The sequence below is a fragment of the Arcticibacterium sp. genome, from assembly GCF_055134445.1.
On record NZ_JBSRVI010000045.1, the window covers coordinates 24628 to 48266 of the forward strand.

A 23639-nucleotide genomic window follows, 5' to 3' on the forward strand; every position below is an offset into this window, starting at 1 on the left:
TTTGTTGAGCGTTTGTCCCAATTGATATGGGAGAACTTACTTTTTATCCAGTTTTTGCTGCGGTGGTAAATGTCCTTTATAAGGTAAAAGGTTTTATCAGCACCTCTTTGCAGACAAAAAATAAGATAGACGTGGTATATTTACCTCAAACTTTTCCTCACCAAAATTATATAAGGAAGGAATACCGTATAACCTATAAAAAAAGGAATAATCAAGGTCATTTTGCCAAAGGCCAAAAAGAGGGCTATGAGTAATAGCTGAGAACCTAGTCCGTATATAGAAACCAAACTCATGAACCAGTTGGGATACTTTTTTGAGCGGTGAGCATTGTTATCTAAAGCTTGAATGGTGCGGTCAAAGAAGCTGTACAGAACCTGAAATATTAGAAACATGATATTGACAGTACTTTGTTTTTCGCCGTTAAAAGCCTTTGGTGCTTTTTGTTCAAAAACTTTACTCGTTTGGTCGCCATCCACACTGATATTTCGAAGTATTACATAATAATAATTATACAATGTACCTTGCATCTGCACACAAATGAACGCCAATAGAGTCAGCCAAAGCGGCGATTCACTTAAGTATCCAATTAGTAGTAGGAGAATTAAATTCAGGATAATGTCAAAAATGCTATCTAGGTATCTGCCTACATAGGAGGGTGTATTCTTTTGTCTTGCTAGCTCACCATCTGCTGCGTCAAGAACTGACTTTAGGATGAGGAAAAGCCCTGCGAGAATGAAATAGCCTTTAAAAATGCCATATACAGCCAATAGGCCTGATACACCAAAAGCCAGCGTAAGCTGAATGGGCGTTACTTTGGTATTGATTAAACCCGACACAATAAGCTTGGCTAGTGGCCTTCCGTAATCAGAAAAGTCAAGAAACTTATTTACAGGAGATAGTTTGGACATTAATTAGGATAGGGGTGTCAAGAAAATTCCACTATAAAAATCTAGGTGTTTAGAGTAGAACACTCCAAAGGAGATAAAGATTGCACTGAGCTGATTCTGTTAAAGTAAGAGGTCTATTTTAGTTCTTAAATAATCCTGAAAATAGAACTGGCATCTCCGTCTCAAATCGCATTTCAGATTTTGTGATGGGATGGGTAAATGCTAGCACCCATGCATGAAGGCCCAAGCGTTTAATAGGATTACTAGAGGCACCATATTTGTTGTCGCCAATCACAGAATGCCTAATATCTTGCATATGCACACGTATTTGATTTTTACGCCCGGTTTCCAAATCTACCTTCAAAAGACTGTAGTTTTTTGACGTTTTTAGCACTTCGTAGTGTGTAATCGCTTTTTTTCCTTTGGTGGCATTTTGAGAAGAATAAACAATAAAGGCTTTGCTTTCACTCAAGTAAGAAGTAATAATGCTTTTTGTTATTTTTACATGGCCTTCTACCACTGCTAAATAGCTTCTTTCAAGGATGTTATCATTCCAGTTTTCCTGAAGCATCTTCTGTGTTTTTTGACTTTTAGCATACATCATGATACCAGAGGTTTCTTTGTCTAGCCTGTGAATTACAAAAATTCGATTACTGGGATTTTGTGTTTTAACGTATGTGCTTAGAATACTGTATGCGGTGTTATCTTTTTGCTTGTTTGTGGCTATGGATAATGTTCCAGCTTCTTTATCAATGACTATGAGGTGTTGGTCTTCAAATACTATTTTGAGTCCTTGAAGCTTCTGATTATAAGACTGCTTATCCTTCCTTATTTCTACTTTTTGCCCAATTTTCAAGAGCTGGTTGTATTGACTTGTAGCTTCGTTATCTACAAAAACCTGTTTATCTCGCAGCATGTTTTTGACCACATGGCGGCTCTTACTTGGCATTACAGAAATCAAGAAAATCAATAGTTCTTTTTCTTCTGTAACATCGAAGTGGTTGGAGTCGGTCTTCTTTTTAATCATTAATTTTCTTCATTACCAGATATTTCGGGCTTTCAAAGGTATGAGTTAATTCTTGCTTAAAATTTAAACAAGGCGGATAGTTGACTTTTCATAGCAAACTAGGCCTTTGAAATAATTATAATGAAAGGGTAGCTTTTCCTGATTAAGTATTACTTGTGAGTTTAATTGGTGTATCTTACCAAACAATTGATTATCAGTCGATATTAATCACCATCTCCGCTTTAAATAGTAGCAGTCTTCTCTGATTATTGAAACCTAGCCGTCATCTTAATGCCTGATAGCTGGTAAGTAAACTCTTATTTTCACGTGCCTTGCTGCTCATTTCATTAATGATGCTTGGCCTCAATCAAAAGAAATATCTTATGGTATTATCAACAATGGGCGTTATCGGAACTTCTAAAAAAGAAGACGAAAGACGCGTCCCTATTCATCCAGAACATTTAAATCGGCTTACGGAAAACGTTCGTAGAAAACTGATTTTTGAAAAAGGATATGGCAAGCCATTCAATATAGATGATGAAGAAATAGCCCGTCAAACGGGTGGCGTAGCTGCTAGAAATGAAATTTTGACCGATATAGGCTCGGCCATTATCGCTAAACCTATTTTATCTGATTTTAAGCAGTTAAAAGTAGGCGGAATTATATGGGGATATCCTCATTGTGCACAGCAAAGTGATGTTACACAAACGGCTATTGATAGAAAATTAACGCTGATTGCTTTCGAAGATATGTTTGTTTGGTCGCCAAGTGGCACTGTTGGTAGGCATACCTTTTATAAAAATAACGAGATGGCGGGTTACTGTGCGGTAATTCACGCTTTACAGCTCAAAGGAATAGATGGGCATTACGGCAATCAAAGAAAGGTGAGCATATTTAGCTTTGGTGCGGTGAGTAGGGGAGCTATTTATGCTTTAAAAGCTCATGGCTTTAGAGATATCACCATATATATTCAAAGACCCGACCATGAAGTGCGAGAGGAAGTTTTAGATGTAAGTTATGCTCGTATTCAGAAAGGTGGGATAAATGAACCACGACTAAAAGTGGTGGAACATGATGGCTCAGAGCGTTCTCTTTTCGATTTGATAAGCGAGTCTGATATCATTATTAATGGTACTTATCAAGACATTGACGACCCACTTAATTTTGTGCTAGAGGAAGAAAAAGCCTGCCTAAAACCTGGGACTTTGATTATTGATGTAAGTTGTGACGAAGGCATGGGTTTTTACTTTGCCAAACCTACTACATTCAAAGAACCCATAATTAATGTAGATAAGGTAGATTATTATGCGGTAGACCATACACCAAGTTATTTTTGGGAAAGTGCTTCTCGGTCTATCTCGGCAGCGTTAATTGTCCATTTGGCATCTATGTTAGCAGGACCAGAAGGTTGGGAACAAAACAGCACGCTTAGAAATGCCATAAATACCGACCAAGGAAGAATCATGAAAGATTCAATTCTTAGGTTTCAAAATCGTGAGGCAGAATATCCTCATTTGTTACAGTAATTAAGTTATACTGAAATAAGACAAAAAGGTGAATTCCGAATTGCCAAAAAAATCTGTTTGAAGCACGGTTAAAATTCATTTCCCATAATATTCTTGGAATTAACTATATAATGAATTTTAACAGTGCAAGTTTATTTTGGTAATGGTTTTTGCTTCGTTTTTGCCCAAACAGAAATGAAGGGCCGTCTGCCAAGACAAGAAGGTGCTATTTGAAGCAAAGCCGATGTTTTCAGTTATTCTAGCTAAAACTTTGTACTCAAATTCGATTAATAAGGTGTAATATTTTTTTTTAAACCACTTGTTTGCTTTTTCAGTAAGCCATGATTTGAACCTAAAAGTGGCTTTTAGCTTGTTTGAGTATTTTAATTAAGCCTTTTCGGCCAATTGCTTTAGCTTTTCATTCATTGCTATGAAGCCATTTTTAGTGTTTTTATTCAATTGTGATTTGAAAAGAGGTACCAATATTCCTTTAAAAATTTCACTTTGAATAAAGTTAGTAGTTCCGTTTCCGTTATCTGTGAGTTCAAATTTATGTTTTCCGTCAAAAAGCCCTGAAAATAAAAGGTGCCCTAACCAGGTCAATTCCTTATTCTTAACGAAAGTCAAAATGGTTGGTTTGAAAGTCATTTCATGTGAATTTGGAGGAGCTATTTTAGCTGTGATTTTTTGACCTACAGCCACAAGACCAGTAACTGATTTTATAAAAGGGTTCCAATTTGGATATGCCTCAAAATTGGTAAGAATGCCCCAAATTTTTTCGGGAGATGCGTTTATCGTAATTTCTGTTTTGATTTCGAATGCCATTGTTTATGTCTGTTTATATGTAATTGTGAATAGCTATTTGTCTTTTGAAACACAAATATCTAAACCAATTAGCTGTTTGTAATTGACATAAATCAAGAAATCAATCGAGCTGTTTTCTTCTTATTCTGCTAAAGGTTTCTGGTGTCATACCCAGTAAAGAAGCGATGTGTTGGAGTGGAACTTGATGAAATAATTCTCGATTTTGCTCAAAAAAAGCATTATATCGCTCTTCTGCAGTCATAGAGAGGTGACCGAAAATCCGGTCTTCCATGAGGGTAAAACAGCGAACAATAAATAGCTTCTCCAAATGATGCCATTCAGGAATAAGTGTACCAATTCTGTTGTAAGCGTCTCTACTGATGGCATAACATTCGGTATCTACCAGAGCTTGAATATTCCACCTAGAAGGGGTTTCAAAAACCAAACTAGAAAGGTCGGTTGCAAATTGACCTTTTGAGGAAATCCATTGCGTAATTTCTTTTTCCTCCGTTTCTACAAAAACTCTCAAAAGCCCAGTCTGCACAAATCCTAACTTATCTGATTGACGTCCTGCTCTCAAAAAGAACTCCCCTTTCTTTATGAAAAGAGGTTTAAACAAAGCACTTATTTTTTTTAGCTGGTCTGCCTTTACCACACCAAAGTAAGATTTTATGTATTCTTCGAGTTGGTTTGTCATTTAAATTGAATGTTTACTTTATTCGTTTTAAAGGGAAGGAATAAAGATGAGTTATTTAAGACAAGTTTTCTGCACCCTATTTTAGGCGATTTTTCAAGCTGTTTTCAAGCTGTTTAAGCTCCTGTAAATCTTCCTCATCAGCTTTCAGGGCATCTAGTTCTTTTCTTCTATCATTGAATTGTGCATAAATATCATTTACTCTTTGTTCCATTTGAGCATGGCTAATGCTGCCTTTTCCTGAAAGTAATGGTCTGTCATTAAATTCTAGGATTTTATCAATATTCTCAGTCCAGAATTTCATTGTAATATCGATACGGTCTTTAACACGTAATTCAGCGGTTTCTAGAAAGATTATTACTAAGCGATTTAAAGTATCTATTTCATCTTTGGATAAATAGTTTTTGGCTACCAAAATATCTTGTTTTCTCACTTTCGTTCCTTTCCAGTTTGTGAGTGCCATATTTGGGCTATTTTTATCAGCCCTTGAAACTATGATTTCAGCTGCAGTCTTTTGAGTTACTGCATATAACAATTTGTTTTGTGCCTCGGCAAAAAACATTTGGGTAGCCTTGTCGGTTTTGTCGTAGTCACTACTTAAGGCAAAGAGTTCTTTTATCTTCTGGTAGAAACGTTTTTCCGATGCACGAATCTCTCTGATTCGCTCCAGAAATTCGTCAAAATAATCAGGTCGACCATCTGGGTTTTTAAGACGTTCGTCATCCATTACAAAACCTTTGACAAGGTATTCTTTTAGATGTTGGTTTGCCCAAACTCTAAACTGTGTGCCTCGTTTGCTTCGAACCCTAAAACCAATCGCCAGAACCATCTCAAGCGAATAAAAAGTAACCTTATAGTCTTTACCATCGCTGGCAGTTGTTAAGTAATCCTTAATAACTGAATCTGGATGTAATTCATTGTCTTTGAGTATGTTAGATATGTGTGTGCTGATGTTTGGTATTGAGGTCCCAAAAAGCTGTGCCAGTTGATTTTGGTTCATCCATACCATTCCATCTTTGGCATAGAGTGATACCGATGCTTTTCCATCGGTGGTATTATAAATGATTATATTTTGCTGTGTCTTGTCCATGATTTGCAATTTGCATAAAAATCATAAGGAATTCTATAAAGACCAAAATCATAAACTATAGCTCATACAAATCTTAGAAAATGTCACCTCATCCCAATGCCTCCTTCAAAATACTAAACGATTTCAATTTAGCCTCTAAATCATAGATGTGTGAAGTGACTATGAGTTCGTCAATGGCAGTGTCTTCTATAAATCCGCTTACCTTGGTTTTGATACTTTCTTTGTTTCCTACAAAAGTGCAGGCCAGCATGTTGTCCACCGCATGCTTGATTTCTGGAATCTGATATCCTTCTGGAACTTCTTTTAGCGGTCGGAGTGGCTTTCTGGAGTTCGTAATAATGCCTATTATTAAACTTATGAGGCTATTTAAAAGAATGGTAGCTTCTTCCTCTGTATCTGCGGCTAAAACATTGACACATGCCATTACATATGGTTTGTTAAGAACGGCTGAAGGCTTGAAGTTGCTCCTGTAGATAGCTATGGCCTGTCTAAACTGGGCAGGAGCAAAGTGAGCGGCAAAGGCATAAGGAAGACCAAGTTTTGCAGCCAAATAAGCACTGTCTGTACTAGAACCAAGAATGTATAGTGGAATATCTAGCCCTTCGCCAGGAAAAGCACGAACCATTGCGGTGCTGTTTTCTTTGCTAAAATATCGCTGTAAATGTCCAATGTCCTCCGGGAAATTTTGAGAAGCATTCATGTTGTTCCTTCTTAGTGCCCAAGCCGTTTCTTGGTCGGAGCCAGGAGCACGTCCCAAACCCAAATCTATTCTGCCAGGATACATGGTTTCTAAAGTGCCAAATTGCTCTGCTATAACCAGCGGACTATGGTTTGGAAGCATTATTCCCCCAGAACCTACACGTATTTTGCTGGTTTTTCCTGCCACATGGCCTATCAAAACAGAAGTGGCGGAGCTGGCAATGTACTCCATGTTGTGGTGCTCTGCCATCCAGATTCTAGTGTAACCTAAGGCCTCTGTATGTTGAGCTACTTTTACCAAGTTATCTATAGCAATCTTGTGATTTCCGCCGTCTACTACGGTGGCTAATTCAAGAACTGAAATCGGTGTTTTTTTCATTAGTTGTCGATGATATCTATTAAAACCTCAAAGCTTTTTAGAAAGTTTACTAGATGTGGGTATATGTTTGAATCATGATGGTTTGCTCTATGTTTTGTCATGTTTTTTGCTTTAGGGCAAAAAAGCACGCCAAAAAGGGGGCTTGGGTTGAGGAGGCTTTTTACCAATGTCTTGTCCCTGCGGGACATGATGGAAGGCCTTTTAATGATGAGGATTGAAAGAAAATACCCCGTAGGGGTATAACATCGGTGCTTTTATCAAGTTTTTTGCTTTAGGGCAAAAAAACACGCCATAAACGGGGTTTTGATTGGTGAGCCTTTTACCGATGTCTTGTCCCTACGGGACATGATTGTTGTCAAAAAATGTTTGAAATAAAGAGCCCCTGTAGGGGTATAACATCGGTAGCCGCGGGTAAAACCCGTGGTATAATATCCTATAAATACAAGGATGCTATTTGGCGGAATTTTGGTCTTAAAAACCAAAATCGTGACAAATGTATGCTTGATAAATTAATACAAAAAAAAGACGAACCTCATTTTGAGATTCGCCTTTTAAAGTAAACGATTCGTTTATTTTACTTCATCTTCTCAGCAGTAACATCAAACATGCCCATAAGGCTACCTTTTAGGTTTTGCTCATCTTCTTTTTTAAGCACCACATTAAGGTCATAATTCATCATATTGAAATAGATGGTTACGCTATCTTCTGTTTCTTCTACTTTGTCAAGAGCTACGGCCTCTGAACCAGCTTCTGCAGATGTGATAGTCCCCGTTAATTCTCCATCCTTTCTTTCTAAGTTTAGTACTAATTCGGCGTCTCCCTGCGGAGTACCTATAAAGGTGGTCTTCCAGTTTCCTGCGAAGAAATCAACTTTTTCAATCACACGTTCCGATGTTACATCAATCATGTTCATCAGTTTACCGCTTAGGTTATTGTCACCTTCTTTGCTCAAAGTCACGTTAAGGTCATAGTTCATCATATTGAAATAGATGGTGATGGCCTCTTCGGTTTCTTCTATTGTATCTAATGCCACAGTTTCAGCATCTGGCATATCTGGAGTAATACTTCCTACCAAGTTTCCATCTTTTCTAGCGATGTCTAAAAGCAATTTGACATCTCCCTGAGGAGTTCCTACAAACATGGTATTCCATTTTCCAACGAAGAAATCGGCATGGTTTGATTTTGGAGCTTGAATTACTTCACCTTCGGCTAACATTTTAAACTCAATGCCCATCACTACCATCATGGACTGTGAACCGGCATCAGGATTTACAAAAACGGCATAAAGGTCTTGTAATTTATCCGTGGTTCCTTCTGGTAAAATAATATCAGCGGTTATAAATTTTGGTTCAAAACTCATAGCTTCGCTAGGTTCTAAAAACGCTGTTTGACCAATTAGCTTGCCTTTTGCACTACCCAGTCTTATTTGAACACGTCCACCAGCGGCATTTAACTGAGGTTTTGGTGCAGTAGCGGCAAATTCTATTGCTTTAATTCCTGAAAGGTCAACTTGCTTTAAGACCATAAAGGCTCCATTTTTAGAAGGAATGGCCAGTTTATTTCCACCAAAGGCCATTTTGTTGATGTCTTCATAAACATCAAAGTCATGAGGTCCTAAGTTAGAATTTCTTAATACAAAAGACTGCTCAGAGCGAAGCGATGGCATGCCCATGGCTCCTTGGTCTTCGTAAGATGCACGAACTATAAATACGCCTTGCCCTTTATCAGCAGCAGGTATTTTGGCAGCAAATGTTCCTTTTACAGGAAGCGTTTTGCCCGCAGGCTTATCATTGGTAATGTTTAAAATATATTTCACCATTTCAGAAGCATCTTCTGTAGATAAAGAGGGGTGACCTGCCATGGCCGTTTCTCCCCAAACACCGCTTCCGCCAGAAATCACTTTCTTGGTTAGCGTTTCTAAAGCAGCATTGTCGCCTTTATATTTTGTGGCTATGTCCGTATAACTTGGACCAATAGATTTCTTGTTTTTGCTGTGGCACGCCATACAATCACTTCCTTCTATCAGTTTTCTGCCTTTGGCAAAAGCTGCAGATGCATCCGCAGAGCGGTGTCCACGGGCTATGTCTACTTTGTCAAAGCCTTCGGCCAAATAATCAATACTTACGGCTACTTGGTCTGCAGAAATTCCGTTTGCCAATGAACCGTCTTCTTTATCGGTCACTTTGATATCGTAGTCAAACGTTCTGTTTGCAACAAAAAAGCTTTTGTTGCTATTTGGCATTTCTAAGCTCAAAACTGGAGGTTCGTTACCTACGGTCACTTCCATGCTTTGGCTGTTTGTACCACCTTTTCCGTCTTTGACGGTCAATTTTACTTGATAAACACCTATTTCTTTTAAAGTTAGTTTTGCGTTTTGATTGTTTACAGCTGTCGCAAAATTATCACTGGTAATAGTCCAGTTATAAGTTAATGGGTCGCCATCCGCATCAACGGTACCCTCAGAAGAAAGCTCAAGATTAAAAGGAGCGGCACCGCCCAATTGGTTGGCAGTCAACTGAATTTGTGGTTGACGGTTACCGCCATTATATTCTATTCTAATCAAACGAGCATCGTCATTTCCCGTAAACCAACCAGAACCGTACTCCAACATGTATAAGTCGCCATTGTCTGCAAAGACCATATCCATTGGGTTGTTAAATTTGTAACTTGGCATAAAACGCTCCATAGACTTAAAGTTTCCTTCTTTATCCATAGTCACGGCCATTATCCAGCCACGCATCCACTCATATTCTAAGAACTTACCATCGTAGTATTTAGGGAAAGCCCTTTCGGCAGCTTTAAAGTCTTCCGAGTAGAAAACTGGACCAGCCATGGCATTTCTTCCGCCAGAACCTACTATTGGAAACTCAGGAGACTCACCATAAGGATACCACACAAAAGCGTCTTTGGCAGGAGGAAGGACTTCTAAACCAGTATTATTTGGAGAGGTATTGCTAGGAGCAGCTACATCCCACTTTTCTAGCGACTTTTCGTTTGCGAAGTCGTACTTGTTGTAAGCCTTATTATTACCTACAAAATGTGGCCAACCAAAATTACCAGCCTTACGAGCTTGGCCTACTTCGTCATGGCCTGCTGGGCCTCTACCTTCTTGTGGGTCGTTGGCATCAGGGCCTACTTCGCCCCAATACACAAAACCAGTATGTTTATCTACCGAAATACGGAAAGGATTACGGTGCCCCATGGTGTAAATCTCAGGTCTTGTTTTCGCTGTTCCTTTGGCAAATAAGTTTCCTTCTGGAATGGTATACGTACCATCTGGCTGAGGCGTAATTCTTATGATTTTACCCCTAAGGTCATTTGTATTTGCGGAAGATTTTTGAGCATCCCATGCACTTCTACCGGGTCTTTCATCACTTGGGCTATAGCCGCTTGAGCCATGAGGGTTTGTGTTATCACCTGTAGATAAAAATAAGTTTCCTGCTTTATCCCATGCTATAGAGCCTCCCGTGTGGCAGCACTCTTCTCTTTGCGTAACTACCTTAAGCATTTCTTTTTCAGAGTCCATCAAAAGCTCATCACCTTTCATGGTAAACCTAGAAAGTACATTATATGACCCTTTGGTAGAAGAATAGTACATGTAAATCCAATGATTTTTAGCAAAATTTGGGTCTTTGTTTAATCCCAAAAGTCCGTCTTCAGCTACTGCTTCTTTTCCTTCTGCACTCACATACATTTTGCTTACAGGAATGTTTGCAATGGTCTTTAGCTCCTTCGTTTGATTATTATATAGTCTAACTTCTCCCTTACGCTGGATGAAAAGTACGCGGTCTTTATCTAAAAGTGTAAGCTCCATGGGCTCATCTAGTTTGTCTTTCAAAACCACTTTTGTAAATCTGTTTTCCTCTGGTCTAGCCTTTGAAAAGTCTACGCCTTTAGGAGAGTCGCCACCAATGGCGTATTTTATACCTGCATATAAATGGTTTAAGAATAGAGGCTCAGAATAAGTCTCATCTGTATGCCCCATTGAAGTATAGAACGAACGCCCCCCGTCAAATTCTTGGTACCAGCTCATGGGATGATTCTCGCCATTTGTACCTCCTTGGTAAGTGCTTTCGTCAATCTTTAAAACGACGTTAATCTTATCAGAGATGTTTTTGAAAGCATAAAATTCATCAGTTCTTTCAAAAGAATCTGGCATACCTGCGGTCAAAGCATTTTTCTCTGTTACATAGTAACGTCCTTTTTGAACATTACTTGGTGTCATAGGATGGTCTTGAAACCAGGCTCCAGCCAGTCTGTTGTACCAAGGCCATTCATATTCTGTATCCGTAGCTGCATGAACACCCACGTAACCACCGCCAGCTTGAATATAACGTTCAAAAGTGGCTTGCTGTTTATCATTAAGTATGTCGCCAGTAGTGTTTAAGAAAACTACGGCATTGTAATTCTTCAAATTTGACTCGGTAAAAAGAGAGGCGTCTTCTGTAAAACTTACAGTAAAACCCTTTTGTCCTGCCATTTTTTTGAAGGCAGTTTGGCCAGCTTCAATAGACGCATGCCTAAATGCTGCCGTTTTGCTAAAAACTAAGAGATTTATTTTTTTTTGTGCTATGGCCGACTGTACCATAAGAAGCACGGTCAGGGGGAGTATTAGAAGGAATTTGAGCTTTGAAAATCTCATATGTAGGTGAGGTTAATGTTAATTCAGGCTTAAAGGTATCAAGAAAAATGTTAATGTCTATTTTGTAGACATTAAATTTGTGTAAATTTATATTTGAATAATGAAATTCGAATTGAACGGTTCATAAAGGAGATAGCGGTATTTTTGATGATTAAATAGAAGGAATGAAATTGTTTAAAGTAGAAGAATACATAGCACAGCTGTCTATAGATTCTGTGATTTTTGGTTATAAGAATAAGGAATTGAAAGTTTTGGTAGCAAAAGTCCATTTCGAAGGTGATTTTTGGTCTTTGCCTGGTGGCTTTGTTTATAAGGAAGAGGGGACAGATTTAGCGGCTGCAAGAATCTTAGAGGAGCGGACAGGACTACGTAACATTTTTCTGGAGCAATACCGGGTATTTGGTGAAGAGGGGAGGAGTAATAACGTGCTTTTTGAAAATCTGCTGGATGCACCTAAAACTGACTTTTTTACAAAGGAAGATTTTAAATGGTTAAGTAAGCGTTTTGTGTCTATCGGTTATTATGCTTTGGTAGAAATTGAGAAAGTAAAGCTCACCAAAGGCGTATTTGATGAAAAGGTGGAATGGGTAGACTATAAAAAACTTCCCAATTTAATCATGGACCACAGTCTTATGGTGCGGCATGCCCTAGAGACCTTACGTCTAAATTTTGATAGAAAGCTTATTGGTTTTAATCTGCTTCCTGAAACCTTTACCATGCGTGAACTTAAGGAACTATACGAAGCAGTTTACGATAAGCCATTTGCGAGAAACAATTTCCAAAAGAAGATGCTCGACTTAAACGTACTAGAACGTTTAGAAAAAAAATACACAGGTGCTGCTAATAAGGCTCCTTATTTGTATCGATTTAAGCATTGAAAAGGATATTTCATTACTTGTATCTATGCGTAAGTAAACTAAGAAACAACCGTTTTTGATAGGTGTAATTGAATTGATTACCGTAATATAAAATCTTCGCTAATAAAAACGGTCGGGGGTAGGAATGATACTAACTAGCGGTCAACTTTGAGATATTTTTACTTTTGAAGTGGAATATTAAAATTAATTTATCCCGTGAAAATCTACCATCAAATTATCGCTCTATCCTGTTTATCTTTCATGTATGCTTGCGATAGCCAAAAAGGAGATGAGCCTAACCCGCTATTTTCAGAAACGGAGTTGTTTCCATTGAGCCAAGGGAAAACTTTTAATTTTTGGATAAAAACATATGACCCAGACGGTCAAGAATCTGCGGATAGACGTTTTTCGCAAACCATTAACGGCGACACGCTTATTGCGGGTGAAACATGGTTTAAAAATGAAAACACGAGCACTTTTGTAAATAATCAGGCTGATGGTCTACATTATTTCTATTCTTTCAACGGAGAGGAGTCGCTCGTTTATAAATACCCCGCTACTAAAGGCGATGTTTATAATAGTTTTGTTTTCACCTATAAACCGGTAACCGACGAGAAGTTTGAAACGATTACAGGAGTGAAAAATGTGGAGGTATTGTCTACCAACGTCAGCATTGTTTCTCCGCTTTCTGGTACCAAATACGAAAACTGTATCCATTATATTACGGCAAAGTTTACGCCTACCAATACAGAAGGCATAAGAATTTATCCAAGTGAACAATACGTCATTCCAGGAGTGGGTGCAGTCTTAATTATAGACTATTACGATGAAAGTCTTACGAATCGGGTTTCAGTGAGAGAGCAGTTGAACTGAGGTTAGTTTTTTTGATACGCTATACCTAAATCATACAATCGGGTTTAACTACTCATTACGATTCTTCAATGCTTAAACCGGGTTTAAATATATCGCACTTAAAAGGAGATACAATATGGTGAGGTATTGAACTGCCTAGAGAAGAGACTTGATGGTTCAGCTAATAAAGCGTATCGATTTAAAAAGTAATGGTCAAACCACCATCCGCAGTAATCACGGACCCAGTAATATAGCTAGAATCTGGACCGGTTAAAAACCATACAACTCCTGCTATCTCCTCTGGCCTTCCTGCTCTTTTTAAAGGTAAGTGTTCCTGCTTTATATAATTTTCCTTAAACCATTCAGAGTTCAATTCATCTTGTCCATCTTCTTTGACAGACATAGGTGTTTTTATAAATCCTGGTGCAATGGTGTTGGCCAAAATACCTTTTGGTGCTAACTCGGCTGCTAATGAACGCGTAAACTGTGTTATGGCAGCTTTTGCCATTCCGTAAGAAGAACTGCCCGAAGCTACTCTTTCATAATGTATAGAAGTAATATTGACAATTCGGCCTCCATCTTTTATAAAAGGAATAATAGCTCTGCTGCATTTCACAGAGCCATAAAGCATCACTTGCAGCGAATTGTCCCAATGAGAAAAATCTTCATCTAATACGCGAACATTTTCAGATATACCAATGCAGTTCACAAAAGCATCTACATGTAAGAGTTTAGACTTTATTGCTTCTTTCAATATATTGATATCTGCATCAAGCCTAACATCAATGGTTAATCCAAAATGTTCTCCTTTCGGCAATTTAGATAAGACCTCCTGAGTGAGACCGTTTTCTACTCCTGTAAATAATACTTGCCATCCTTCCTTTGCATATCGTTCCACTGTGGCTTTGCCTATTCCAGAACTACCACCTAAAACAACTACTTTCTTTCTCATGGAATAAATCAAAAATGGGGAATCTCGAAAATAAAATGCATTAGTTCAAATGATTTAATAAGTAGCCCTTCCTCCTGAAATATCAAAAGTAAAACCAGTGGTAAAGCTAGATTCATCAGAAACAATCCAAGCGGCCATTTTTGCGACTTCGTCAATAGTTCCTAGACGGCTCATTGGTATTTTAGCGGTCATATAAGCAAGCTGCTCTGGGGCTGTATTTGCATTCATGGCTGTTTTGATTACCGCAGGAGCCATGCCGTTCACCGTAATGCCGGTAGTGGCATATTCTTTTCCGATGCTCTTTACTAAGCCAATTACCCCAGCCTTAGTGGCGGAATAGCCGACCATGCCAGGATTTCCTTCTTTTCCGGCAATAGAGGCTAGAAGTAGAATCCTACCATAGTCGTGTTTTACCATGGCCCTGACTGCATATTTCGTCATCAGAAATGAACCTCTCAAATTGATGCCATATATTTTATTAAAGTCCTCTACTTCATATTCCGTAATTTTTGTGTTTGTAGGCCCTACTATTCCTGCACAATTCACCATGATATCTATTTTACCAAACCGCCCCTCTACCTCATCAATGGATTTTATTACGGAATCCTCATCAGAAACATCGACTTGATATGCAGCCGAAACATAACCCAGACCACTAAATTCATTTACTGTTTGAATCAACTTGTTTTTATCTATATCAAACAATGCCACGATACCACCTTCAGACGCTATTAATGCCGCTATACCTTTACCTAGAACCATCTGCACCACCGGTAACAATCGCTACCTTATTTTTAAATCTTGTCATATGCATCATTTGCCATTAATAGGCACTCTTTTTTGAAATTATTTAGCTCAATTAACAATTGAATAAATGGGTTCTTGTTGGGGTAATTTACGCTAATTACTTATGGAGTCAAACGCTTTTTCATCATTTCATGTACAACATTTGTCGTAATTTTTGACCTGAAGTCGGCGTCAATCCGGCATCTGGATATTTAAAATGACGATGCTCCATGGCATGAATGTTTGTTCTTAGGTAAGAAGCACATCTTCTTGTCTTAGCATATTTTAAGAAAAAAGCCATGAATTGAACCATGGCTTTTTTAAAAAACTTGAAATTGGTTTTACTTACCTTTCAATTCTTCCCACTTATCCACAATACCTTTAAGGATTTCGTCTGCAACACCCCAAACTTTACCTTCTTTGGCTAGCGGCATGAAATCGTCAATGTATTTCTGACTAATAGTTTCATTGTCGCCGTATTCTTCTCTAAGTCCGTCTAGCTTGGCATGCATATCTTTCTGGATTTCAGCGTAGGCTGGGTCGTCGTAATAATTATGCTGCTCAAGTGGGTCTTTCTTTCTGTCTATTAGCTCCCAATAATCCAAATCGAAATAATAATGTATAAGCTTATATTCTTTGGTTACGGCAGCGTAATGGCGATTTACATTATGCTCAGACGGATGTTCGTAATAATGATAATAAACCGCTTCTCTGTTCCAGTTTTTTGTATCTCCTGTTAATACGGGTACCATACTTTTTCCTTGCATATCGGCAGGTTGTGCTACACCGGCTACATCCAAGAAGGTTTGTGCAAAATCTAAGTTTTGAACCAATTCATCGGAAACACTACCCGCTTTTATACGATTTGGCCACGAAACTAAAAGAGGTGTTTTGAAACTCTCGTCATACACAAAACGCTTATCAAACCAACCATGCTCTCCTAAGTAGAAACCTTGGTCTGAAGTGTAAACGATAATGGTATTTTCCATCAAGCCATTTTCCTCCAAATAGTCTAAGACACGGCCTACATTTTCATCCACAGACTTTATGGTTCCTAAATAGTCTTGCATATAGACTTGATAACGCCATTTGGCTAAATCTTCTTTAGTCATTGACGGATAACGTTCTTTTAGATCAGCACTTCTCTTTTTATAAAATGAGTCAAAATTGGCTTTCTGAGAAGAATCTAGTCTGCCATAATAGTTGTCAAAACCCATTTTATCATAAGCATTCATTTCATTTAAACCCATTTCATCCATGGTTTCCGGATATATCTTTAAATCACGAGCCCAACCCATGTTTCCACTAATGTTCATTTCTGCAACCTTTGCTGCAGGCATTCCTTCATGGCTGTCAAAAAGTGTAGCAGGTTCTGGGAAAGTCTTGTTGGTGAATTCTTCCATATGACGCTCTGCCATATACCATGAGCGGTGCGGGGCTTTATGTAGATACATGAGCATAAATGGTTTTTCTTCCTCTCTTTCTTTATCTAACCAGTCTAGCGTCATGTCTGTGATAATGTCTGTTACGTATCCTTTGACATTGATTTTGCCTTCGTTTTTAGTAATGAAATCTGGGTTGTAATAGTCTCCCTGACCCGGTAGTATTTTAAATTGGTCAAAACCTTTTGGGCTGTTGCCAAAATGAAGTTTACCGAACATGGCAGTTTGATAGCCAGCATCTTGAAGCAATTGCGGGAAAGTGACATTGGTAGTGTCAAACGGGTTAACATTATCCACTTTTCCATTCATATGTGAGTGCTTACCCGTCAATATGGTGGCTCTAGAGGGTGCACAAATGGAGTTGGTTACACTGGCATTGATAAACAACATTCCTTTCTTAGCAATCCTATCAATATTAGGTGTTTCTATGAGTTTGTTATCATAAGCCGAGATAGCCTGATAAGCATGGTCGTCAGACATGATAAAAACAATGTTCGGTCGCTCCGTTTTCTTTTCAGATTCACAAGAAAAAGTAAATAAAGCAGCACTTAGCCCAACAAAAAGGAAGAGTCCTTTTTTTGCAATTTTTAGGTAGTTCATTTTAATTAAAACAAAAGGTTGATTTTTAAAAGGTAGCAATTACGGAGAAATTCAATAGTTGCCAAAGCTGTTGCTGTTAATTTTAAAAATGCAGTTCGTTTGATTTCTACCGAAATGAAGAAGAAATGGCCTAGGCCGTTTTAATTCAATATGTTAGTAGAAGACGCAGTGACACTTCTGCTAGACTTAATTCCTTTACTGTATTCTTGTGGTTAAACCCGCTTTAAGCATTAGGCAATCTCCCGATAGCTATCGGGACCGTAGCTAAATTGCTTCAAATCGGAACGTAAACCCATTTAAACTCAATCACCATAGCGGTGCTATGCTAATTCCCTTTAATTGTCTGATTTATTGTATTTAAAAACTCATAACGATTCCCCAACGCATAAACCGGGTTAAAGCTAGTTCTAGGATATTTATTGAGCTTCTTGTGAAGACGATAATTTTATAGATGAGCCTACAAAAAGCAAGTTTTAAATCGTTTGAAAAAACGGCCTCCTGAGTATGTTTTGAAGTTTTGCTTGCCCAGATGTATATGGCTTTCTGCTTGATAAAGAATTCTATGTAGAATGGAGGTATATGGCTAAAAAAACTTGTCTAAATTCTGAAGTGCTCGACATGCATTATGACTATCCTATTGGAAATAACAAAACGGTAAAAGAACAAGGAAAGCATTGGGAAGATAACTAAAAAATGACTCTAGTTAATTGGGAGATTGTGAGTTGATTCGCGTAATCATTGAGCGGGATTTTCCAAAGATCTAACTTATACAGATACGGGTGTAATTAATGCTTCAAAAAATCATGCCCTACTACTTTCTAGATATTCCAGTGTAAATCGGATTTCTTATCGGCTCGAATTGCGGGCGAATAAGATTTATTACATAAAGAGATGCTATGGGTTTGATTATTAGGAAATTGCATTTATTTCAAGGTGTGAATTATGTAAGTCATGTTAAGAATTGTATAACATATCCTGTTGACAGAAAGCTTAACTTCGTTCTATTGAAAATTATAATTTATAAACACATATTATGAAAAAAGTACTTATAACGCTGGACTATGATCCTACTTCACAGAAAGTTGCTAAATCTGGTTTTGATTTGGCAAAAACAATGCACGCTGAAATTGTGTTGCTCCACGTGATTTCAAAACCCCTTTTCTATTATACGCAATATTCTGGAATGTATCAGCAACTAGAGCTTAGGGATGACCTGAAGACATCAGCTCAACATTTTTTGGATAAAACGAAAAAAGATCTTGGACCGGAAGGTATTAAAACACTTGTAATAGAAGGGGATACTGCTGAGCAAATATTACATGCTGCAAAAGACATAAAGGCAGACATTATTGTATTAGGCACCCATAGCCGTAAATGGTTGGAAAACATACTGATGGGAAGTGTTGCTGAAGAAGTGCTAAAAGAGGCAAGTATTCCGCTATTCATTGTACCTACTAAAAAAACGGAAAAGTAAACCAGTGGCAAAAAGTAAAATGACCTTTTGCTATCATTTTATTTCAAAAGAGGCTGAAGGAATCTTATAAATACAATCAAGTTTCAAAACATAGAATAACGAGCAAGTTAAACCCGCTTTATGCATTATAAAATCTCCCGATTTTATCAGGACCGTATCTAATCTGCAAGCTCAGGGTAAAACAAATCAGGCGTAAACGCACTTAAATTCAATCACCAGAACCCTTCGACAAAAAGCTCCTGGTAAACTGCTATGCTAATCTCGTTTAAATGCCTGATTTTTAAAACTCATTACGATTCTCCAAGGCATAAAGCGGGTTAAATTGATTGTAAAGAGCTAATCTGTGACTTTATCTCTACGGTCTCAAGCCCTTTTAGAAGCGTCTCTTATATTTCCCACGTTGATTTTTGTTTACAAAAGAAGTATTGTCTTTATCTCTATATTAAGGTAAATGACTGTAAATTAGCTTATTATGTATTTGTCATGTCGGCTTTGATAGTAAATTAGGTATTGATAGTCTGTAGTTTGATACCAATGGTGTAAAAGATTCTAAAGCAATTGATGAATAGATTCTACACCCAGTAAATCTTAATATGAAAACAGTTCACTTTGGTCTAGGCTTTGATGCGTAGCATAAGGCAATTTGCTAACACCTTAAACGCTAATCAGTAGATATTTACACCTCTATGATTTGCATAAAATCAGAGGAATAATGTTTGCACTCATTGTCGACTCGGTTAATTGCAAGTTTGCAAACACCTTTTTTTAGTCGGAACAATCTTTTAAGCTTCTTAGTGGATGAGATAAAGCGAATAAGAAAACACACAAAAAACTTAAAAAAAAGTACAGTTAATATGAAAGCCTTACAAATAGTAAAATACGGCGACCTTAAAGATAGTTTAGCCTTTGGAGAAGTAGACCAGCCAAGCGTAAAACCAGATGATATTCTTGTAGAGGTAAAAGCAGCTTCTTTAAATCCTATTGATTATAAAATGGCAGAAGGTCACTTAAAAGATATGGTGCCTTTAAAGTTACCAAGTACTATCGGGTTTGATTTAAGTGGAGTGTTCATAGAAAAGGGTGAGAAGGTTACTGATTTCGAGATTGGTGATGAAGTTTATGCTAGAGTGCCACAAGAACAAATGGGTACGCTAACTAAATACGTAGCAGTATCCAGTGACAAGGTGGCTAAAAAGCCTGCTAATATTTCCTTTGAAGAAGCGGCTAGTTTACCATTAATAGGTCTTACCGCAATTCAGGCTTTAGAGAATGTTGGTATTAAAAAGGGCGATAGGGTTCTGATTCACGCTGGTTCAGGTGGGGTAGGGAGTTTTGCCATCCAGTTTGCCAAGGCTAAAGGAGCATTCGTCTACACGACCACAAGTGGGAAAAATGTTGACTGGGTCAGAGGTTTGGGTGCAGATCGTGTGATAGATTATAAAACGGAGGATTATAAAAAGATAGCGATTGATTTAGATATTGTTTTTGACACCTTAGGAAATAGCTACACATTCGAATCCTTTGAAATAATAAAAGAAGGTGGAAAAGTAACAACCATAGTAGGCCCTCCTGATGAAGCAACCGCAGCAAATATGGGTCTGAGTGATTACAAATTACCCGAAGAATTGTCAAAGCTGATTAGTGAGAAAGCTGCTACTTATAAACTGACATGGATGCAACCGAACAGTAAGCAGTTAAACGAAATTTCGGATATGGTGGAAAGCGGAACGCTAAAGGCTGTAGTTGATAAAGTTTATTCTTTCGAAAACGGTATTGAGGCTTATCAATATCTAGCAACTGGACATGCAAAAGGGAAAATTATAATAAGGATTTCCTAAAACGTATCGAATTAAAATAAAAACTGTCTAACTCAACAAAAATGAAAAAGCATGAATAGTTTAAAAAATGTATTAGTAGCGGGTGCCAATGGTAGCACAGGGAGATCTATTGTCAACCTATTGAAAAATTCAAAAACCTATCAGCCTATAGCCATGGTAAGAAAGCAAGACCAAAAAGACTATTTTGAAAATCAAGGCGTAAAGGCGGTTCTTGCTGATTTAGAGAAAGATTTGAATCACGCTGTAATAAATATAGATAAAGTGATTTTTGCTGCAGGCTCGAAAGGTAATAATGTTATAGCTGTAGATCAGGAGGGAGCAAAAAGTTTAACGGATGCTGCCAAGCAAGCCGGAGTGCAGAAGTTTGTGATGTTGAGCTCCATGGGAGCTGATAGCCCCGATGAAAGTCATAATCTGGAGGATTATTTCAGAGCCAAGCATAATGCAGATGCTCATTTAATCGCAAGTGGATTGAATTATAGTATTGTAAGGCCAGGTCAATTGACAAATGGAGATGGTTCTGGCAAAATCCAACTGAACGAAAAACTTGATACTCAAGGAAGTATTTCAAGAATAGATGTAGCTAAAACATTAGTGGAAGCCTTAGATAGTGATGTTGGACAAAATCAGGTTTTTGAAATTATAAGTGGGGATATTCCGATAGCAGAAGCCGTTCGTTCATGATGGAATATAGAAGGACAATAAGCCCACTTTAGCACAAAAAATAAATAAAAATATAAGCAAGCCATGTCACAAAATGTATCGGATAGAATAGTAGAAATGCTCGTAGAAGCAGGGGTTAAGAGAGTTTATGCCGTAACAGGCGATAGTCTTAATCCCGTTAATGATGCCGTAAGAAGGGACGGTAGACTCCAATGGATACATGTAAGGCATGAGGAAGCTGGTGCTTATGCTGCATCCATGGAAGCAGAGCTGAACGGCATAGGTTGCTGTATGGGAAGCAGCGGACCTGGGCATGTTCATTTAGTCAATGGGCTATATGATGCCAATAAATCTGGAAACCCAGTTATTGCGATAGCTTCCACCATCCATACTGAAAAAATGGGGCTGGAAAACTTTCAAGAAACAAAACCTGAACTGTTGTTTCAAGATTGCTCTAAGTACGTTTTTCAAGCCAACACGCCAAAGCAGGCTATTAATGGCATGCAAACTGCCATTCAGCATGCTATAAGCAAAAAAGGTGTGGCTGTTCTTGGGCTTCCGGGTGATGTAGCCGCTGCTGATTTAGAGTCTGTCCATTCAGCCAATTATAATTTTTATACGGAGCCAAGGATAACGCCAAGCAAAGAACATTTTCTAGAATTGGCCACCGTTATCAATTCTAATGAAAAAGTGATGCTTTTCTGCGGGCACGGCTGCCGTCACGCAGTGGATGAAGTTATGCAATTGGCAGGAATACTTAAATCGCCATTGGGCTATAGTTTTAGAGGAAAAATCTTCTTTGAACGTACCGGAAATCCTTATGCAGTAGGTTTAAATGGACTTTTGGGTAACAAATCGGGCTTTGAAGCCATGCATGAAGCAGATGTTTTGTTGATGTTGGGTACAGATTTTCCTTACAGTGAGTTCCTTCCCGAAAAATGCAAAATTATACAAATAGATATCAAACCTGAGCGGTTAGGACGTAGGGCTAAAGTAGATTTTGGCTACTGTGGTGATATTAAATCAACGCTACAAGAGTTGATGCCTATGGTCGAAACAAAAACGTCTACTGATTTTCTTGATAAAATGCGTTTGCTACATCAAGAAATTGAAACGATATATGATGGCTATGTGGAAGAAAAAGGAGCAGAAAAGCATATTCACCCCGAATATGTGGCTCATTTGGTGAATAAATTAGCGTCCGACGATGCCATATTTACAGTGGATACAGGGATGAGTGCGGTATGGGCGGCTCGTTATTTAAAAGCGGGTAGAAATCGTTACTTGACAGGTTCTTTCAATCATGGCTCTATGGCGAATGCCATGCCCATGGCCATTGGAGCGGGACTGTCGCATCCTAAACGTCAAGTGATAGCATTCTGTGGTGATGGTGGCATTTCCATGCTTTTGGGCGATTTGATGACTATCAGTCAATATGAAATTCCGGTTAAAATCATCATTTTCAATAATCGTTCTCTGGGTATGGTAAAACTAGAGATGAGGGTGGAAGGGTATGTGGACTGGCAAACTGATATGGTAAATCCTGATTTTGTGAAATTGGCAGAAGCCATGAACATTGCAGCATGGGAGGCCAAGGAGTCTAAAGATGTGGAAGCAGCCATCTCAAACGGATTTAAACATGACGGACCTGCCATCATCAATATTTTTACAGATCCAAATGCTCTTGCAATGCCTCCAACTTTGAATTTTGAACAGGTTAAAGGTTTTGCTAAATCCATGACGAAACTGATGGTTAATGGCAATTTTGCGGAAATAGTGGATACGACAAAGAGCGAATTGAAGTACTTACGGGAATTATTATAAAACAAGATTTGATGGCAGCGTTTTGATATCGCTGCCATCTTCATTCGAAGCTTTTTTGAGACGCTTAGTTTTATTTTAGATTATGTATCACTGTTTTCATCTTTTCTTGAACTTCTGCGGCTAGCGTAGCCAAAGTATCGTTTTTTACACTGCTCATAGAGGCCATTGGGTCAATAGCAGAAACTTCAACTTGGCCATTCTCATGCTCTTCTACAATGACATTGCAAGGTAGAAAAAGTCCGATTTTATCTTCAGCCAACAGTGCTTTGTGAGCAAAACCGGGGTTGCAGGCTCCCAAGATTTTATACTTCTTAAAATCGACATCAATCTTGTTTTTTAAGGTTGCTTGTAAGTCTATTTCATTTAAGATTCCAAAACCTTCCTTTTTAAGTTCAGCGGTAACCAACGCTATGGCTTCATCGAAATTTTTACCTTCTAAAACCTTACTAAAACAGTAATTCATAAATTCTATATTTAATATTCGTTGTTATGCTTTTCCCAAATTAAAGAGGCCGCACCGGCAATAGCGGCTGTTCTACTTTCCATACCGGAATGTAATAGCTTTACTTTTCCTTTATAAACCTGTAATAGATGCTCTTCAAAAGAGACGCGTAAAGGATCCATTATCCATTTACCACTATTAAC

Annotated in this window: 18 protein-coding genes; 7 read left to right on the top strand and 11 right to left on the bottom strand. The window is 38.2% G+C overall.

The window, feature by feature from the left end; genetic code table 11:
- Positions 1 to 140 precede the first annotated feature (140 nt).
- Positions 141 to 908: a CDP-alcohol phosphatidyltransferase family protein gene (locus ACTBZY_RS06785; RefSeq protein ID WP_463045595.1), complete on the bottom strand. Its 768-nt coding sequence runs from the start codon at positions 906 to 908 to the stop codon at positions 141 to 143.
- A 118-nt stretch (positions 909 to 1026) separates the two neighbouring features.
- Positions 1027 to 1914: an RluA family pseudouridine synthase gene (locus ACTBZY_RS06790; protein ID WP_463045596.1), complete on the bottom strand. Its 888-nt coding sequence runs from the start codon at positions 1912 to 1914 to the stop codon at positions 1027 to 1029.
- 362 nt (positions 1915 to 2276) lie between these two features.
- Here ACTBZY_RS06790 and ACTBZY_RS06795 point away from each other — a divergent pair, with 362 nt between their 5' ends.
- Entirely contained in the window at positions 2277 to 3419 is a 1143-nt protein-coding gene (locus ACTBZY_RS06795) for a N(5)-(carboxyethyl)ornithine synthase (RefSeq protein WP_463045597.1), read from the top strand.
- Positions 3420 to 3785: 366 nt separating this feature from the next.
- Here ACTBZY_RS06795 and ACTBZY_RS06800 read toward each other — a convergent pair whose 3' ends face one another.
- The 5 genes from ACTBZY_RS06800 to ACTBZY_RS06820 all read right to left on the bottom strand — a co-directional run bounded on the left by ACTBZY_RS06800 (position 3786) and on the right by ACTBZY_RS06820 (position 11706).
- Positions 3786 to 4223 carry an SRPBCC family protein gene (locus ACTBZY_RS06800; protein WP_463045598.1) on the bottom strand — a complete coding sequence of 146 codons (438 nt, stop codon included), beginning with the start codon at positions 4221 to 4223 and terminating at the stop codon, positions 3786 to 3788.
- Positions 4224 to 4323: 100 nt separating this feature from the next.
- The gene (locus ACTBZY_RS06805) at positions 4324 to 4899 is read right to left on the bottom strand and encodes a Crp/Fnr family transcriptional regulator (RefSeq protein WP_463045599.1); all 576 of its coding nucleotides are present in this window, start codon (positions 4897 to 4899) and stop codon (positions 4324 to 4326) included.
- 76 nt (positions 4900 to 4975) lie between these two features.
- On the bottom strand, positions 4976 to 5986 hold the full coding sequence (locus tag ACTBZY_RS06810) for a virulence RhuM family protein (protein WP_463045611.1): 1011 nt from the start codon (positions 5984 to 5986) through the stop codon (positions 4976 to 4978).
- 88 nt (positions 5987 to 6074) lie between these two features.
- On the bottom strand, positions 6075 to 7064 hold the full coding sequence (locus ACTBZY_RS06815; protein WP_463045600.1) for an LLM class flavin-dependent oxidoreductase: 990 nt from the start codon (positions 7062 to 7064) through the stop codon (positions 6075 to 6077).
- 574 nt (positions 7065 to 7638) lie between these two features.
- Positions 7639 to 11706: a ThuA domain-containing protein gene (locus ACTBZY_RS06820; protein WP_463045601.1), complete on the bottom strand. Its 4068-nt coding sequence runs from the start codon at positions 11704 to 11706 to the stop codon at positions 7639 to 7641.
- A 164-nt stretch (positions 11707 to 11870) separates the two neighbouring features.
- On the opposite strand from ACTBZY_RS06820, the gene ACTBZY_RS06825 reads away from it, so the two are divergent.
- On the top strand, positions 11871 to 12584 hold the full coding sequence (locus tag ACTBZY_RS06825) for an NUDIX hydrolase (protein WP_463045602.1): 714 nt from the start codon (positions 11871 to 11873) through the stop codon (positions 12582 to 12584).
- Between the two features lie 195 nt (positions 12585 to 12779).
- Positions 12780 to 13436, top strand: coding sequence for a hypothetical protein (locus ACTBZY_RS06830; protein WP_463045603.1), 657 nt, complete (start codon positions 12780 to 12782; stop codon positions 13434 to 13436).
- 178 nt (positions 13437 to 13614) lie between these two features.
- Here ACTBZY_RS06830 and ACTBZY_RS06835 read toward each other — a convergent pair whose 3' ends face one another.
- The 3 genes from ACTBZY_RS06835 to ACTBZY_RS06845 all read right to left on the bottom strand — a co-directional run bounded on the left by ACTBZY_RS06835 (position 13615) and on the right by ACTBZY_RS06845 (position 17195).
- A complete protein-coding gene (locus ACTBZY_RS06835) occupies positions 13615 to 14367 on the bottom strand; it encodes an SDR family NAD(P)-dependent oxidoreductase (RefSeq protein ID WP_463045604.1) in 753 nt (250 codons plus the stop codon).
- Between the two features lie 54 nt (positions 14368 to 14421).
- Entirely contained in the window at positions 14422 to 15138 is a 717-nt protein-coding gene (locus ACTBZY_RS06840) for an SDR family NAD(P)-dependent oxidoreductase (RefSeq protein ID WP_463045612.1), read from the bottom strand.
- Between the two features lie 356 nt (positions 15139 to 15494).
- Positions 15495 to 17195: a sulfatase family protein gene (locus tag ACTBZY_RS06845; RefSeq protein WP_463045605.1), complete on the bottom strand. Its 1701-nt coding sequence runs from the start codon at positions 17193 to 17195 to the stop codon at positions 15495 to 15497.
- Positions 17196 to 18228: 1033 nt separating this feature from the next.
- Between ACTBZY_RS06845 and ACTBZY_RS06850 the strand changes: the two genes are divergently transcribed.
- The 4 genes from ACTBZY_RS06850 (at position 18229) to ACTBZY_RS06865 (ending at position 22994) form a co-directional block, all read left to right on the top strand.
- Entirely contained in the window at positions 18229 to 18669 is a 441-nt protein-coding gene (locus ACTBZY_RS06850) for a universal stress protein (protein ID WP_463045606.1), read from the top strand.
- 854 nt (positions 18670 to 19523) lie between these two features.
- Complete coding sequence (locus ACTBZY_RS06855; protein ID WP_463045607.1) at positions 19524 to 20507, top strand: NADP-dependent oxidoreductase; 984 nt, start codon at positions 19524 to 19526, stop codon at positions 20505 to 20507.
- Positions 20508 to 20558: 51 nt separating this feature from the next.
- Positions 20559 to 21191, top strand: coding sequence for an SDR family oxidoreductase (locus ACTBZY_RS06860; RefSeq protein WP_463045608.1), 633 nt, complete (start codon positions 20559 to 20561; stop codon positions 21189 to 21191).
- A gap of 63 nt (positions 21192 to 21254) precedes the next feature.
- The gene (locus ACTBZY_RS06865) at positions 21255 to 22994 is read left to right on the top strand and encodes a thiamine pyrophosphate-dependent enzyme (RefSeq protein ID WP_463045609.1); all 1740 of its coding nucleotides are present in this window, start codon (positions 21255 to 21257) and stop codon (positions 22992 to 22994) included.
- A gap of 70 nt (positions 22995 to 23064) precedes the next feature.
- Here the strand turns inward: ACTBZY_RS06865 and ACTBZY_RS06870 are convergent, their stop codons facing one another.
- Complete coding sequence (locus ACTBZY_RS06870; protein WP_463045610.1) at positions 23065 to 23457, bottom strand: DUF302 domain-containing protein; 393 nt, start codon at positions 23455 to 23457, stop codon at positions 23065 to 23067.
- Positions 23458 to 23639: the final 182 nt, after the last annotated feature.

What these genes read in the sequence shown, in the direction of transcription:
- ACTBZY_RS06785 (WP_463045595.1), bottom strand. Translation starts at nt 908, where the DNA reads ATGTCCAAACTATCTCCTGTAAATAAGTTTCTTGACTTTTCTGATTAC.
- ACTBZY_RS06790 (WP_463045596.1), bottom strand. Translation starts at nt 1,914, where the DNA reads ATGATTAAAAAGAAGACCGACTCCAACCACTTCGATGTTACAGAAGAA.
- ACTBZY_RS06795 (WP_463045597.1), top strand. Translation starts at nt 2,277, where the DNA reads ATGGTATTATCAACAATGGGCGTTATCGGAACTTCTAAAAAAGAAGAC.
- ACTBZY_RS06800 (WP_463045598.1), bottom strand. Translation starts at nt 4,223, where the DNA reads ATGGCATTCGAAATCAAAACAGAAATTACGATAAACGCATCTCCCGAA.
- ACTBZY_RS06805 (WP_463045599.1), bottom strand. Translation starts at nt 4,899, where the DNA reads ATGACAAACCAACTCGAAGAATACATAAAATCTTACTTTGGTGTGGTA.
- ACTBZY_RS06810 (WP_463045611.1), bottom strand. Translation starts at nt 5,986, where the DNA reads ATGGACAAGACACAGCAAAATATAATCATTTATAATACCACCGATGGA.
- ACTBZY_RS06815 (WP_463045600.1), bottom strand. Translation starts at nt 7,064, where the DNA reads ATGAAAAAAACACCGATTTCAGTTCTTGAATTAGCCACCGTAGTAGAC.
- ACTBZY_RS06820 (WP_463045601.1), bottom strand. Translation starts at nt 11,706, where the DNA reads ATGAGATTTTCAAAGCTCAAATTCCTTCTAATACTCCCCCTGACCGTG.
- ACTBZY_RS06825 (WP_463045602.1), top strand. Translation starts at nt 11,871, where the DNA reads ATGAAATTGTTTAAAGTAGAAGAATACATAGCACAGCTGTCTATAGAT.
- ACTBZY_RS06835 (WP_463045604.1), bottom strand. Translation starts at nt 14,367, where the DNA reads ATGAGAAAGAAAGTAGTTGTTTTAGGTGGTAGTTCTGGAATAGGCAAA.
- ACTBZY_RS06845 (WP_463045605.1), bottom strand. Translation starts at nt 17,195, where the DNA reads ATGAACTACCTAAAAATTGCAAAAAAAGGACTCTTCCTTTTTGTTGGG.
- ACTBZY_RS06850 (WP_463045606.1), top strand. Translation starts at nt 18,229, where the DNA reads ATGAAAAAAGTACTTATAACGCTGGACTATGATCCTACTTCACAGAAA.
- ACTBZY_RS06855 (WP_463045607.1), top strand. Translation starts at nt 19,524, where the DNA reads ATGAAAGCCTTACAAATAGTAAAATACGGCGACCTTAAAGATAGTTTA.
- ACTBZY_RS06860 (WP_463045608.1), top strand. Translation starts at nt 20,559, where the DNA reads ATGAATAGTTTAAAAAATGTATTAGTAGCGGGTGCCAATGGTAGCACA.
- ACTBZY_RS06865 (WP_463045609.1), top strand. Translation starts at nt 21,255, where the DNA reads ATGTCACAAAATGTATCGGATAGAATAGTAGAAATGCTCGTAGAAGCA.
- ACTBZY_RS06870 (WP_463045610.1), bottom strand. Translation starts at nt 23,457, where the DNA reads ATGAATTACTGTTTTAGTAAGGTTTTAGAAGGTAAAAATTTCGATGAA.